This window comes from Tenacibaculum mesophilum (assembly GCF_003867075.1).
Classification (GTDB): Bacteria; Bacteroidota; Bacteroidia; order Flavobacteriales; family Flavobacteriaceae; genus Polaribacter; species Polaribacter mesophilus.
In genome coordinates this window covers 2,880,959-2,895,227 of sequence record NZ_CP032544.1, presented here as the reverse complement: position 1 = coordinate 2,895,227, position 14,269 = coordinate 2,880,959, and the positions used below count along the sequence as shown (strand labels likewise).

General features: G+C 31.2%; 11 protein-coding genes. 5 read left to right on the top strand and 6 right to left on the bottom strand.

What is annotated here, in order from left to right; all coding sequences use genetic code 11:
- The first annotated feature begins 194 nt into the window (after nt 1-194).
- Complete coding sequence (locus tag D6200_RS13160; protein ID WP_047790726.1) at nt 195-2,579, top strand: hypothetical protein; 2,385 nt, start codon at nt 195-197, stop codon at nt 2,577-2,579.
- Here D6200_RS13160 and D6200_RS13155 read toward each other — a convergent pair.
- Entirely contained in the window at nt 2,572-3,807 is a 1,236-nt protein-coding gene (locus tag D6200_RS13155) for a Pycsar system effector family protein (protein ID WP_047790725.1), read from the bottom strand. The genes D6200_RS13160 and D6200_RS13155 overlap by 8 nt on opposite strands.
- Before the next feature lie 97 nt (nt 3,808-3,904).
- Here D6200_RS13155 and D6200_RS13150 point away from each other — a divergent pair, with 97 nt between their 5' ends.
- Genes D6200_RS13150 through D6200_RS13135 form a run of 4 tightly spaced genes read left to right on the top strand, consistent with a single transcriptional unit; the run spans nt 3,905 to nt 9,614 of the window.
- Nucleotides 3,905-4,924, top strand: coding sequence for an XdhC family protein (locus tag D6200_RS13150; protein ID WP_073181966.1), 1,020 nt, complete (start codon nt 3,905-3,907; stop codon nt 4,922-4,924).
- 4 nt (nt 4,925-4,928) lie between these two features.
- The gene (locus D6200_RS13145; RefSeq protein WP_073181968.1) at nt 4,929-5,513 is read left to right on the top strand and encodes a nucleotidyltransferase family protein; all 585 of its coding nucleotides are present in this window, start codon (nt 4,929-4,931) and stop codon (nt 5,511-5,513) included.
- Between the two features lie 45 nt (nt 5,514-5,558).
- Nucleotides 5,559-9,218: a ShlB/FhaC/HecB family hemolysin secretion/activation protein gene (locus D6200_RS13140; protein WP_073181970.1), complete on the top strand. Its 3,660-nt coding sequence runs from the start codon at nt 5,559-5,561 to the stop codon at nt 9,216-9,218.
- A 12-nt stretch (nt 9,219-9,230) separates the two neighbouring features.
- Nucleotides 9,231-9,614 carry a DUF423 domain-containing protein gene (locus D6200_RS13135; RefSeq protein WP_073181972.1) on the top strand — a complete coding sequence of 128 codons (384 nt, stop codon included), beginning with the start codon at nt 9,231-9,233 and terminating at the stop codon, nt 9,612-9,614.
- Between the two features lie 42 nt (nt 9,615-9,656).
- Here D6200_RS13135 and D6200_RS13130 read toward each other — a convergent pair whose 3' ends face one another.
- The 5 genes from D6200_RS13130 to D6200_RS13110 all read right to left on the bottom strand — a co-directional run bounded on the left by D6200_RS13130 (nt 9,657) and on the right by D6200_RS13110 (nt 14,269).
- Entirely contained in the window at nt 9,657-11,147 is a 1,491-nt protein-coding gene (locus tag D6200_RS13130) for a M48 family metallopeptidase (RefSeq protein ID WP_073181974.1), read from the bottom strand.
- 13 nt (nt 11,148-11,160) lie between these two features.
- Entirely contained in the window at nt 11,161-12,321 is a 1,161-nt protein-coding gene (locus D6200_RS15380; RefSeq protein ID WP_073181976.1) for a DUF6882 domain-containing protein, read from the bottom strand.
- 20 nt (nt 12,322-12,341) lie between these two features.
- Nucleotides 12,342-12,983, bottom strand: a complete 642-nt coding sequence (locus D6200_RS13120) for a hypothetical protein (RefSeq protein WP_073181978.1) — start codon at nt 12,981-12,983, stop codon at nt 12,342-12,344.
- Nucleotides 12,984-13,016: 33 nt separating this feature from the next.
- The gene (locus D6200_RS13115) at nt 13,017-13,427 is read right to left on the bottom strand and encodes a hypothetical protein (protein WP_073181980.1); all 411 of its coding nucleotides are present in this window, start codon (nt 13,425-13,427) and stop codon (nt 13,017-13,019) included.
- A gap of 92 nt (nt 13,428-13,519) precedes the next feature.
- On the bottom strand, nt 13,520-14,269 hold the full coding sequence (locus D6200_RS13110; protein ID WP_047790718.1) for a LytR/AlgR family response regulator transcription factor: 750 nt from the start codon (nt 14,267-14,269) through the stop codon (nt 13,520-13,522).

The window sequence follows — 14,269 nt, the reverse complement described above, 5'->3', positions numbered from 1 at the left end:
TATTTGAATTTATAACCCTATTTGTCAAAAGTTATTTAATGTTTTGTAAAAACATTACTTCTACTCTAAAACATAATTGTATTAAAAATAATTTTAAAGCTTTTAAAGTTATTGTTTTTGAAAGGGAGTAGTAATAAAAACGACTGATTACTTACAATTTTGTAAATTTGTATTGATTATTTTTTTATTACTCTATGAACATAAGACGAACAAAAGACATTCAAAATCTAGAACTTCCTTTTAAACTAAAAATAAGTTTTGAAAAGGTAGTCGCTTTATTTCAAAAATATGCTTCTAAAGAGTATGAAAAACATCCTTATCATCAATCATCAATAAACATAGTTCGAGAGGCAAAAAAAGCTCCTGAATTGATTAATGGGTTTTCTGATGAATCAATATTAGAAAAACATAAAGAAGCTATTGACTTATTGCTTGAACCTTTGTTTCCTGAATTATTATTAGAAAATGAAATTAAAGCAGTAAGCATTCCATTTACATTTACTTCTTTCAAGTTTACTACTCGATTTGAAAAAATTTTACAAAATGCTGGAAATGATTATGAATTAAAAGTTCGAAACTTTGAAAGTGATTTAATGTATATTTATGCATGTAGTTTAATTTTAGCCAGTGTTTACGATTATCCTATTGATTTAAAACGACCTTTTTTCTTTGATATCCCTGATAAAACAATTAATACTATAAAAAAATATCGCGCAGCTTTTAATGCTGATTTTATGGAAATTTTTCCCGCAGAAGGCACTCCTAAAATCACTGAAGAGGATATAAAAATATTACTTGATAATTTTGAAGATATAAATATTTGGAAAGAAAAATTCCCTCCTAAATCTTATATTTTTAAAGGTTTTGGGATTATGAACTTGTTTGACGTTACAACAGATGAAATTATTTCAGAAATAAGAACTAGCCTTATAAAAAAAGACGATAATTTAGTTCATACCTTAGAAGGCATCTTTCAAAGGTTTTTTGGAATTCCAGACCTCTCTTTAGGGTTTTCTATTTTTGAAACAGATTCTAATAACTTTTCCTCTTCACACATAAATAAAGAAGAAAGTTTAGTATTAAATTACGATAAAGATGTTTCTTGTGATTGCATTTTTTGTAATTACACTTTAGAAAAACTTTTCATAAACAATGAAACTCTTGCTATTTCTGATGTAGAAAAGTATGGAAATCAAGCTGAAAATAAAAACCTTTATCAACGTTTAAAAGACAAAAATATTGGCAGTATAATTTTGGTTCCTATACAAGCATCAACAAAAAACAGTATAGCTATTATTGAGTTTGCTTCTCCTAGACCTTTTGAACTAAACTCTATTAATCAAAATAAATTACAAGACTTAATTCCACTGTTTAAAATTGCGGTTGATCGTTTCTCTGAAGAACATAAAAACATCTTAGAGGCTACAATTCAAGAAAATTATACATCTATTCATCCTACTGTAAAATGGCGTTTTTATGAAGCCGCTGAAAGGTTTCATAGAGAATCATATGAAGCAAAGGAAAAAGTTAAAATTGAGGATATTATTTTTCCTGACGTACACCCTTTATATGGACAGTCTGATATTAAAGGTTCATCGGTAGCTAGAAACGCTGCTATTAAAGAAGACTTAATAACCCAACTTTCTCTAGCTATTTCAGTATTATTAGAAGCCTGTAAAGTTGAGAGCCTCCCTATTTACAAAGAGTTACAATTTAGAGTTCAAGAATATTTATCAGATGTAAAAGAAGGTTTAAAAGCTGGTGATGAAATTGCTATTTTAGATTTTTTAAAACGTGAAATTTATCCTGTTTTTAACCACATAAAGGAAGTAAACAATGATTTAAGCATATTAGTAAAATCTTATATCAATCGTTTAGATCCTGATTTGCAGGTTGTATATGAGAAAAGAAAATCTTATGAAGATAGTGTTACTTTATTAAACGATAAACTAGCTTCTTTTATAGATATTAGGCAAGAAGAAGCGCAAAAGATGTTTCCTCATTATTTTGAACGCTATAAAACAGATGGTGTTGAGTATAATATGTACATAGGACAATCTTTAACAAAAGAAAAAAAATATGACGACTTATATTTATACAACCTTAGGTTATGGCAACTACAGGTGATGTGTGAAATGGAAAATATAGCTTTAAAAGCTGCTGAAAAAATGGAACATAAACTTAGAGTAGCTTCTTTAATTTTAGTTCACAGCAATCCTTTAGCTATAAAATTTAGAATGGATGAAAAACAGTTTGACGTTGATGGTGCTTATAATATTCGTTACGAAATTATTAAGAAACGTATTGATAAGGCTCACATTAAAGGAACTGAAGAACGATTAACAGTCCCTGGTAAGATAGCAATTGTGTACTCTCAAGACAAAGATGCAGATGAGTATTACAAATATATCAAGTACTTACAATCTAAGAAACTATTAGGTAATATAGAAAAATTAGATATTGAAGATTTGCAAGGTGTTTCTGGATTAAAAGCCTTACGTGTAGAGGTTATTTACAACAAAGACTTTGATACTCAAAAAACAATGACTATTGACGAACTTATTCAGGAGTTTAAATAGCACACATTACAGAAACAGTTTCTCCTAACTTTGTTGCTTGTTCTTGTTGATAAAAAGCAAATACAAAAGCAACAACACTTACCAAAATACCAATCATAAAAACTGTGTATGTAATACGCAACAACTTATACTTTCTATTTAACACTAATCCTAAGAAGTATAAGTCTTTAGTAAGTGATCCATATAAATAATCACGATCCTTCATCATTTCGCTCATTGCCCAATCAAAATCAGGCAATTGCATTTGATGAAAATTCCCAAAAAACAAAAGATTTACTTTTTTATTAGCTACATCTTCTTTTGTGAATTTCCCTTCAGTAACATTGGGTCTTGTTGCTAAAACCGATAACACAATAGATATTACCGTAAAAATTGAAAAAATTAACGTAGGTATTATTAGGTAGTAATTAGATGGATTATCTAATTTAGGGATTAACGTTGACAATGTCATCGAAATAATGATTGCATTTACGGATAGTAAAATATTTGCCTTTGTATCTGCAATATCACTTAACGTAATATGATTACGGAGTGCTACACGAAACATAGTTTCAATACCCCTCTCTGGTAATTCAATCTTATTTTTTTTATATGCTAACTCTTCTTTTTTCTGTTTAAGTTTAGCGGCTTCTTGCAACTCTTTTTGTTTTCTCTTTAAAAGTTGAGCTATATTTTTACTTTTTTGTTTTTCCCAAAGCTTAGAAGCTTTGCTTGTATAAAAACGATGTTTTGTTAAAAACTCAAGATTAGCGTCATCCCATTCAACAGTTTTAATTTTTCTCTTACATACTAGTTCTCTTTCCTTTCGTAATAATTCATTAAAGTCTGTATAATTTTTACTTCCAACATGAGAACAATCCGCATCTCTTAAAACCTTCTCTAATTGTCTTTTAGGTTTTGCTCCCATTTTAGTTGAAGCTATTAATTTAGATACTTCATCTATAACACTTCCTAATACTTTTTTACTCTTTAAAAACTCTGTTGCTATTTTTATACCTTCCTCTTCATGATTTTCAGGATTAACTGTATATCCAACATCATGAAACCATGCTGCTAATGTTAAAATTTGTTGCTGCTCTTCTGAGAAATTTTCTCCTTCAATTAATTCGAGTGACTTCTCAACCACTCGTTGAGTATGGGCAATATTGTGATATACAAAGTTTTTATCTAAATTTTCATTTAATAAATCAATTACAAATTGCTCTGTTTCTTGTATCAAACTGTTCATGAAAAAGGTTTTTGCTAAAATAATAAATTATTAACCAGTATTAATTTTTAATAAAGTGATAAAAAAGCGTACTTTTAAAAGAGTATTTTTACACGAAATGACACACGAATTTAAAGAAATAATACAACAAGCCTCTATAAATCAACAACAAGGCATACAAAATATTTTAGCAACGGTTGTAGATTTAGATGGCTCTTCTTACAGAAAACCAGGAGTTAGAATGTTACTATCTTCTAATGGAAAAATAATCGGTGCTATTAGCGGTGGTTGTGTTGAAAAAGAAATACAACGTAGAGCACAATCTGTTTTTGAAAACAACAAACCAAAAATAGTGACCTATGATGGTCGTTACCGTTTAGGTTGTGAGGGAATATTGTATGTTCTTTTAGAACCCTTTTATCTTTCAACTGAATTTATTGATGCTTTTTCTAAAAATAGTAAAGAAAGAAGACCATATGATATTATATCTTTTTTTCAAAAAGAAGATGAAGCACACGGAGATTTCGGTTCCATAATTCAGTTTAACAATCAACAAATATTTACTTTCAGCAAAGAGTTTAATACTGAAAAAACAGGTCAGTTAGCTAATTTTAAACAAACTTTACAACCACTATTTCGTTTGCTTATTATTGGCGGAGAGCACGATGCTGTAAAACTATGTACACTAGCCACTCAGTTAGGCTGGGAAGTCGATGTAATTACCTCTATAAAAGATCCAAAAGAATTAATCGATTTTCCCGGAGCTAAATCGGTAGTTGCACAAACTCCAGAATTAATTCAACTTTCTCAAGTAAATAACAATACTGCTATTGTTATTATGAATCATAATTTCACTTACGATTTACGTTGGCTTATTAAATTACAAGAACAAAATCCTATTTATATAGGTATTTTAGGTGCTGCTAAACGACGAGAAAAACTATTTAACGAACTGTTTGAATTTTCACCCGATATTACTGATGAATTTTTAGATAAAATTCATACTCCCGCTGGATTAAATATTGGAGCAGAAACCCCAGAAGAAATTGCTTTATCAATCTTAGCAGAAATACTATCCGTAATTCGTAACAAAGAAGTTTTTTCTCTAAAAAAGATTACTGGACGAATCCATGAATAAATAGATGCAAAAAACAGCAATTCTCATATTAGCTGCTGGAAGTGCTTCTCGAATGGGAAAAATAAAGCAACTGCTTCCTTATAAAAACACTACGTTACTGGAATGGACTATTGAACAAGCTCAAAAATCGACCATAAAAGATGTTTTTTGTGTATTGGGAGCTAATAAAAATGTGATTGAAAAGCAACTTTCAACAAAAACTGTTGAAGTCATTTACAACCCTAATTATAAAAACGGATTAAGTACTAGCATAGTAGAAGGAATTAATCTTTTACAAAAACACTGTTTTGACAATGCTCTAATAATGTTAGCAGATCAGCCTCATGTTACATCTGAATATTTGAACTCCTTAATTAAAGTTTCAAAAAAAAATCCTTCTAAAATAATTACTTCCAATTATCAAGGAAGTGTTGGAGTTCCTGCCGTATTTCCAAAAGAATATTTTAATAAGTTACTAAACTTAAAAGGTGATAAAGGAGCTAAAAATTTTCTATTACAACATGACGATAATATTTTCAAAGTAAACTCCTCTTTAAACTTACTAGATATTGATACTCCTGAAGATTATCAGTATTTATTAAAACAGTAATTTTACTCTAAAAAGCCTTATTTTTACATAACTAAAAAATAAGACATGAACTTTACCAAGTTTTGCATGTATCTAACTATAATTGTTGTAGTTAGTGCTTGTGCATCCTATAAAGCTAAGTACGCAGATAAGACTTCACCAAAAACAATTCAAATAAATAAAGAATTGTTACACTCCTTTTATTTAATTGGAGACGCTGGTAATGCCGAAATGGGACAAACAACTCCTACCTTAACTTATTTTCAAAAAGAATTAACCAAAGCTCCTAAAAAATCAACTACATTATTTTTAGGAGATAACATTTACCCTTACGGAATACCAAGTAAAGAACACAAAGATAGAGCCTTGGCAGAGCATCGTTTACAAACACAAATTGACGCTCTGAAAGACTTTAAAGGAAATACAATTTTTATTCCTGGAAATCACGACTGGTATAATGGTGTTGATGGCTTAAAAGAGCAGGAGCGATTGGTTGAAAAAGCTTTAGGTAAAAACTCCTTTTTACCTGAAGGTGGTTGTGGACTAGACAAAGTAAAAATTAACGATGACCTTACTTTAATTCTTATTGATAGTCGTTGGTTTATTATGAACTGGGACAAAGAGCCAAAAATGAACGATAACTGCGACATTAAAACTCGTGAACACTTTATTCAAGAGCTTTCTAGTTTATTTAAAAAAAATAGATATAAAAATGTTGTAGTAGCTGTACACCATCCTTTATATAGTAATGGTCCACATGGAGGAAGTTTTTCTGTAAAAGATCACATGAGTCCACTACCTGTTCTAGGTACTTTAAAAAATGCGTTACGTTCACACGTAGGTATACAAACCGATATTTTTAATAAAAGTTATAGTGACTTTGTTACTCAAATACAAACAGTATCTAATGATTTCACAGACAATGTTGTATTTGTTTCTGGTCACGATCACAACTTACAATACATAGAACAAAACGGGTTTAAACAAGTAATTAGTGGCTCGGGTTCAAAGCAATCAGCTGCTTTGGTTGGTTATGGAGCTCAATTTACCTATGGTAATCATGGATATGCTAAATTAAATTACTACAAAGATGGTTCAGCTGTTATTGAATACTATGCTGCCAATACCACAGATGGTCACAAACTTTTATTCAGTAAAGAAATTGTAAAACCAAAACAAACAAAAAAATATACTAGCTTTCCTGAATACGAAGAGCATAAGAAATTTGTAGAAACCTCAATTTATCCTCCAGAATCCACAGAGGTTAGTGGTTTTCATAAATTTATGTGGGGAGATTTAAACAGAGATAAGTACGGAAAAACAGTAAGAGTTCCTGTTTTGGAGTTAGAGAATGTCTATGGAGGCTTAACTCCTATCAGAAGAGGTGGTGGTAACCAAACCAATTCGTTACGATTAGAAAACCCTGATGGTAAACAATACGTGTTACGCTCAATGGTTAAAGATGGAAGTCGTATTATGGGTGGTATTCTAAAAGGAACATTTTTAGTTGATGTAGTTCAAGATATTTTTACCATGTCGCACCCATATGCTGCTTTTGTTCTTCCTGATATGGCAGAATCCGTAAATATTTACCATACCAACCCCAAATTATACTACATGCCTAAGCAACCCGCTTTAGGTAAGCATAACGACATCTTTGGCGGACAGTTATACTTGTTAGAAGAACGACCTGCTGATGACCGTAGTGAATTAGACAACTTTGGAAATTCAGACGATATTATTAGCACATTTGATGTGTTAGAAAAAATTAGAAAAAACGGTAAGCACTCTATCGACCAAGAATGGGTAATTCGCTCTCGCTTATTTGATATGGTTATTGGTGACTGGGATAGACATGAAGATCAATGGCGATGGGCTTCTTTTAAAACCAAAGATGGTAAAAAATATTATCGCCCAATTCCAAGAGATAGAGACCAACCTTTTTCTAAGTTTGATGGAGTTATGATTCCGCTTTTTCAACAGTTTGCACCCTTAGTAAGAAATATGCAAACTTTTGACAACGATATCAAAAACATGAAATGGTACAACAATTATGCTCGCTTTTTTGATGCTGCTTTTTTAAATGAATTAACACTAGATGACTGGAATAAACAAGCTAAGTACATTCAACAACATTTAACTGATGAAGTAATTGAAAAATCAATCCAACAATTACCAAAGGTTATTTATGATATTGATGGAAAAGAAACCATTGCTAAAATTAAAGCTCGAAGAGATAAATTAAAAGAAATTGCTAAACGTTATTACACCAAACTAAACAAAGTTGTACATGTAGTTGGTACAGATAAAGACGATAAATTCATTATTAAACGTTTAAATGATGAAGAAACTAGCGTTGTTGTTTTTAGAAAAGATAATGAAATTTATAACCGTGTTTTCAAAACAAAAGAAACCAAAGAAATACAACTTTATGGTTTAAATGGAGATGATGAGTTTTTAATTTCTGGTGATGTACATGATGGTATTTTACTACGAATTATAGGGGGACAGAATCACGATGTATACACTGATAAATCATCTGTTGCAGGTTGGGGAAAGAAGACTAAAATCTACGATTTTAAATCAAAGAAAAATACAATAAACCCTAGTTCTGAAACTGCGGATTTACGTTCAAATAGTTACTTCAAAAACACCTATGATGCGCATGACATTAACAACAACACTACTGTTGTTTATCCGAGCTTAGGTAGCAATCCAGATGACGGTTTCTTTTTTGGTGCTTCGGTTACACATACACAACAAGGCTTTAAAAAACAACCCTTCGCTAGCCAACACACATTAGCGGCAAACTATTATTCTGCGACTAGTGGCTACGATTTAGAATACAATGGTGAATTTACAGAGTTAATTGGCAATTGGAGCTTACACTTACGTGCCAAAGCCACTAGCGATAACTATTCCTTTAATTTCTTTGGATGGGGAAATGAAAGTATTTACGACCAAAGTTTCAATTTGGATCATTATCGTGTTAAAAAAGAAGAAATTAGTTTTTCTCCTTCTTTATTAAAGCGCTTACGAGGTGGAAGTACCTTTAAAATTTCAGGTCTTTTTGAGGCTATTGAGATTGAAGATACACCTGGTAGATTTATTAATAATTTTGACAATCAACCTACAGCTATTTTTGATACTAATTATTTTTGGGGAGGTGAATTGAACTTTAATCACAACCGAGTAGACAATAGTAGTTTTCCTACCAAAGGTATGAACTTCGATTTAGCTGTTGGAGCTAAAGCCAACTTAGACGATTTCGACAGACGCTTTGGTTACATTAAAAGTTCTTTGGCTATGTATCAAAACCTAGTATTCAACCGCTCATTAGTTTTTGCTTCTGAAGTTGGAACTCAAATTAATGTAGGGAATCGTTTTGAAATTTACCAAGCGGCTACTTTAGGCGGTGACCGTAATTTACGTGGTTTTAACAGAGAACGTTTTTCTGGAACCGAAAGTTTTTATCATAGTAACGATTTACGTTTACGTTTTGGACGTATTCATACAGGAGTTATTCCTATAAAAGTTGGTATTACTGGTGGTTTTGATTACGGTCGAGTATGGTCTCCATATTCACCTAATTCAACGAAATGGCATACTAGTTATGGTGGTTCTTTTTGGCTAAGCGGAATCGACTTATTCACAGCTAATATTTCATACTTTAGAGGAACTTCTCAAGAAGACAGGGTAGCTTTTAGTATTGGTTTTTCTTTTTAATTGTTAAAAAACATGACACAACAAATTGTATTAATTACAGGAGCTTTATTTGGTATGCTTGCTGTAATATTTGGAGCTTTTGGAGCACATGCTTTAAAGAAAATTTTAAATGAAGAGCAATTAAAATCATTTGAAACAGGTGTAAAATATCAAATGTATCATGCACTCGTTTTATTATTCGTTGGAAGTTATTTTGACGCACCTAGCTCAGCAGTATATTACGCTTTTCTAATTGGAATTATACTGTTTTCCTTTAGCATTTATGGTTTAGTATTATCTGGCGCTAAAGGTAAAAAAATGACCTTTTTAGGTCCTATTACTCCTTTAGGAGGTCTACTACTTATTGTTGGATGGGGTCTTTTAATATATAACATAAGCCAAACCATACACAGTTAAATATGTATAGTTTGGCTAGCATGGTAAACAAAAATTATGTTATTAATCAACGCCTTGGGCGTCGCTGATAATTCTATCAATAAATTCTGTTTTTATATATAATTGTCTTGCTAAATTGTAAAGTACATCAACTTCAGCAGCATCTATGCTTCCATCCGCATAAGATATAATAGATAAATCTCTTAGAATATTTAATTTTTGCATCACAGAAATTACAATATCCAACTCTTTTGCTAGCGCTATAATCTCATCAATAATATCTTGCTCTGTTAATCCTTTAATAGTTAACATACACTGAGCAAAAACTGATGGAGACACCACACTACTCAACGCCTGTATTTCAGAATCATCCACAACTCCATCTGCCTTTGAAATCATATAACCACCTAAGAACATAAAACGTTGAATTTTTTCTGAATGCTCAGTTTCATTTCCTAAGTCTTCTGGTTCCATTAACGACATAATTCGTTGTATTTCTAGCTCCATCGCTTCCTCTGTTATTTCTCCTTTAACTTCAGGGTTGAATAACTCATACGTTTTACTCTTATTGAATAACTCTAAAGCTTTAATACGAAGTGGACTAAACGGGTGACTGCTATACCAATCTGACGGATCATGTGTGTCATCATTTAAAACTTCTTCTAAATCTGAAAACTGATTGATATACTCGTTTAGTTTAAAATCTAAAGAATCAGAAGTTACTCCAGACGATAGCTTAAAGAATGTTCTTGCTGCTGCCTCAAAGCTCTTACAACATAATAAACCAGCTCTATCGGCACTAATTTCAGCGTTACGATTCCATGCATATAACTTCATCGCATGAATTGGCGCTAAATCGTTTGCTCCTTCGTCTAAAATATGTTTTACTGGATAATTAAAGTGTTCGAATAATACATGCCCTATTTCATGACCAATGACAAAAGCTAACTCGTCTTTTGTAAAACGTTCTAAAATTCCTGAAGTTAAAATAATATACAGTTTATCTTCATCTGGCGGATAACATGACGCATTGAATTTATCGTTTTGATACACAAAAAACTCAATATCAGCTTTCAATTTTAAAACCTCTTTACAATGCTCTCCAATTTCGTGAAGCACTGGAGCTAACATTTTTGTTAATCGTAAACTTGATTTCAACAAATGTCTTCTCGATTTAAAAACTGGATTGTTTTCTTTTATTCTTTCTAAGGTTTTTTGAATTAACTCATCTTCTTGAAACTCTAAAACATAATCTCGATCACCGTCATATACCAATGCGTTTAAGTCAATATCTGCTCTAGAATTATCATACACCTCTTGAATGTTTTCTGTTACATTTTTAAGGTTTAACTCATTAATTTCTTCAATACGTTTAGTGTATTGTTCTGCTAATTCTTTAGCTACGTTTTGAAAATGAACACTTGCTTGGTGAATTAAATCGTTATCACCGTTCTGTTGTGCAAGATTCAAATCTTCCATCATCTTATTTTGCGCCTGAGTTAATGCGTCTTGATGCTCTTTTTCTAATTCTGATAGTGTGGTAGATTGATACATACTTTTTCTTTTTTTAAGCTCCTACAGGAACTGTTGAGTTAGACAACTTTAATAATCTTCCTTTTAGGTCAAAAATTCCTAAAATTTGATCTTCTCCTTTTTTAGCAACGATATTATTTCCTGATACCTCAACTTCATATCCTTTTTGAACTAAATAGCAAAACAATGCATGCTTGTGTTCAAAATCCATACGAGTAGTTGTTTTTGAGAAGTGTGAACAAATTAAAGCAGGAATGTTTATCTCTTTTTCATCAACTATATCCGTATATAATAATACATACACAGTAAGCCCTTTAAAAGGTAATGGTGCATAACAACTTGCCTGATTTACTCCTGTTGCTACGAATGAGAAATAATGTCCTGGATCGTGTTCTGTTTCTATTTTTGAGGAAAGTAAGTCTTCTATTCCATGGCGTTCTCCTAGAGCTTTCATTTGTAATGAAGCTTCTAAAAATTGTTCTGGAATACCGCTTTGTTTATTTGCCCAAGCCCATAACCATGATTTTTCATTGTGAGAGTAGGTTCCTAATACCTGCATTTTAAAAGTTAAATCACCGTAGGTTACCGTTCCTTGAAGCATATCACAAGTCCAAGGTAAATCCTCAACAATATCTGCTAAGTTATCTTGCTTTTCAAAAGCTAAAGCTACATATTGGTTGTGCAACTGAGGTAAGCTCAACTTTATAGTGTTATCTACCTTCCCTCCTACAATATTATTTGGGTTTTCTGTACTTTCAACACTAGCTTCACTTCCTGCAAATTCTTCTAAATGAGTTTCTAAAAGGTGTACAATTCTTTCTGTTTTTTCTTCCACCTTATCTGCATTCATAATTGGGCTGTGATTAATAGTTAACACCCCATCTACAAAAGTGATTGCTCTTTCTAAATTGTGCTCGTTATTTTCATTAACAATTTTTACTTCTTTTAATCCATTTTTTAGCAATTCTCCCCCAATTTCATCAATGTTTACAGCTTTGATTGCTTCAATTAACGGTTGAAAATATATTTTTGGAAACGTATCATTGTAAAGGTGAGAAAACTTATCTTCTACCAACGTATCCCATGCTATGTTTAATAATACATTAAATCCTGCTTTATTGTTTATTTCCGCTTCTAATGCTGGAAATGATTCGTTTTTAAATGTTTGAACTGCTCTTTTTTCTTTAAGACCCATTTTTTAATAATTTTAGTATTCTACAATATTTCTTCTATCTTTTCAACAAAAAGATGCTCTAACTCTTTTGGTAGAGCTTTGGTAATTTCAATACCAATTTTTAATACATTTCCTTCTTTACTTACCTGCAATTTTTCTGTATTAGTAATAGCTACAGTTTTTATTTCTTTCCATGCAGCTAATCCCATTTCATCCTCTATTATTAATTGTTTTGCTTTTAACAAACTTGCAATAACATCTTTACTATTTAATCGAGCGTTTGCTTCTTGCAATACTGATTTTTCTAACGATAAGTTGATTGTTGCATCTAGCAACGATTCTTGATCTACAATCCATCTTCTTAATTGTAAAGCACTTATGGGCTCCTCTCCTAACGGGCGACTGATACTTCCTTTAGATAAAGAAACAGCTATTTTTTTAGGGTGTTTAATTCGTAAAACGGATACTTCTTGGAGGTCGAAAAACAATACTTCTTGTTCTTCGGTTTTCATACACACAAATGTTTGGTATTCTTCCTTAGCAACATCAACCACAAAACCTTCTATATAAACTCCATTTTTTAATGACAAAGCAACTTTTAGTTGTTTCTTTTCATTAAACATATCTTGAATTATAGCCGCTGGTGATTGCGCTTTAAATTGATTGATATAATCTGTTTCCATAGCAATTTTTATTTTTTGTTATATCTTATTAGACTATAAGTTGTTTTCTAATAAATCAACAAGTGCATCTGTTCTGTCTTGAACTTTATCTGCGTTTAAAATTGGGCTATGGTTTACTTGTAAAACTCCTTCTTCAAAAGTATAAGCATGCGTTGGGTTGTGGTGATCGTCTTTGTTGGTAATAACCACTTTCTTTAACGATTCTGCTAATGCTTCTTTTCCCATATCATCAGTTGCTATGGCTGAAAAAGCATCAATAAGTGGTTGGAAGTAAATTTTAGGGTAACTATCATCATATAAGTGTAAAAACTTATCTTCAAACATAGTGTCCCACTCTACATCTATTGTTACATCAAAACCTGCTGCATTGTTTATTTGTTCTTTTAATGCAGGATATTTTTCTTCTTGAAAAGCTTTTGTAAATCTTTTTTCTTTAAGTCCCATATGATTGTTTTTTTAAGGTTACTTTCTATTATTTACCTCAAAATTACAGGGAACTTTAGTACTCTTTTAATGAGTTTTATATGTGTTACTTTCTATTTTGTATTCGTATTAAAGTTCTCTAAAAACTGCTTTAAATACGTCTTCTTTCTTGATGATAAAGGAACGTTTTCACCACTTGATAATTTAACTGTATTGGCACTTACTGAAGCTAAATATTTTATATTAATTAAGTGAGATTGGTGTACCCTAGCAAAGGCATGTGTGCTTAAAATATTTTCGTAATACTTTAAATTTCTAGCACTCATTATTTTTTTATCTGTAGTATAAAAAACGGTATAACTTCCATCAGATTGGCAACGTACAATATCATCTACATGCAAAAAATGTTGCTCTTCAGTAGTTTTAATAAGCAATGTTTTTTGAGCTTCTTTTTTATCTAATTCACTTATTTTATGTAGCGCTTGTGTATATTTTTTATCTTTTTCAAATTCAGTTCTAAAACGACCTATACAAGCATTTAACTCATCAGAATCTATGGGTTTTAATAAATAATCTACCGTATCAAACTTAATTGCTTTTATAGCAAACTCATCGTAAGCTGTGGTAAAAATCATTTTAAAGTTTATGGTTTCTAAAGCTTCTAATATTTGAAAAGCATTTCCACCAATCAACTCAATGTCTATAAATACCAAGTCTAAATTGTTGTTACTTAAAAAATCTATAGCTTCATCTACATTATCAATTTTAGCTACAATTTCTATATCTTTTTGCGTGTATTGCAACAGCTTTGTTAAAGTGTTTAGCGCATTAAACTCATCTTCTATTATAGCAGCTTTTATCAT

What these genes read in the sequence shown, in the direction of transcription:
- D6200_RS13160 (WP_047790726.1), top strand. Translation starts at nt 195, where the DNA reads ATGAACATAAGACGAACAAAAGACATTCAAAATCTAGAACTTCCTTTT.
- D6200_RS13130 (WP_073181974.1), bottom strand. Translation starts at nt 11,147, where the DNA reads ATGTATCAATCTACCACACTATCAGAATTAGAAAAAGAGCATCAAGAC.
- D6200_RS13150 (WP_073181966.1), top strand. Translation starts at nt 3,905, where the DNA reads ATGACACACGAATTTAAAGAAATAATACAACAAGCCTCTATAAATCAA.
- D6200_RS13145 (WP_073181968.1), top strand. Translation starts at nt 4,929, where the DNA reads ATGCAAAAAACAGCAATTCTCATATTAGCTGCTGGAAGTGCTTCTCGA.
- D6200_RS13155 (WP_047790725.1), bottom strand. Translation starts at nt 3,807, where the DNA reads ATGAACAGTTTGATACAAGAAACAGAGCAATTTGTAATTGATTTATTA.
- D6200_RS13135 (WP_073181972.1), top strand. Translation starts at nt 9,231, where the DNA reads ATGACACAACAAATTGTATTAATTACAGGAGCTTTATTTGGTATGCTT.
- D6200_RS13140 (WP_073181970.1), top strand. Translation starts at nt 5,559, where the DNA reads ATGAACTTTACCAAGTTTTGCATGTATCTAACTATAATTGTTGTAGTT.
- D6200_RS15380 (WP_073181976.1), bottom strand. Translation starts at nt 12,321, where the DNA reads ATGGGTCTTAAAGAAAAAAGAGCAGTTCAAACATTTAAAAACGAATCA.
- D6200_RS13110 (WP_047790718.1), bottom strand. Translation starts at nt 14,269, where the DNA reads ATGATAAAAGCTGCTATAATAGAAGATGAGTTTAATGCGCTAAACACT.
- D6200_RS13115 (WP_073181980.1), bottom strand. Translation starts at nt 13,427, where the DNA reads ATGGGACTTAAAGAAAAAAGATTTACAAAAGCTTTTCAAGAAGAAAAA.
- D6200_RS13120 (WP_073181978.1), bottom strand. Translation starts at nt 12,983, where the DNA reads ATGGAAACAGATTATATCAATCAATTTAAAGCGCAATCACCAGCGGCT.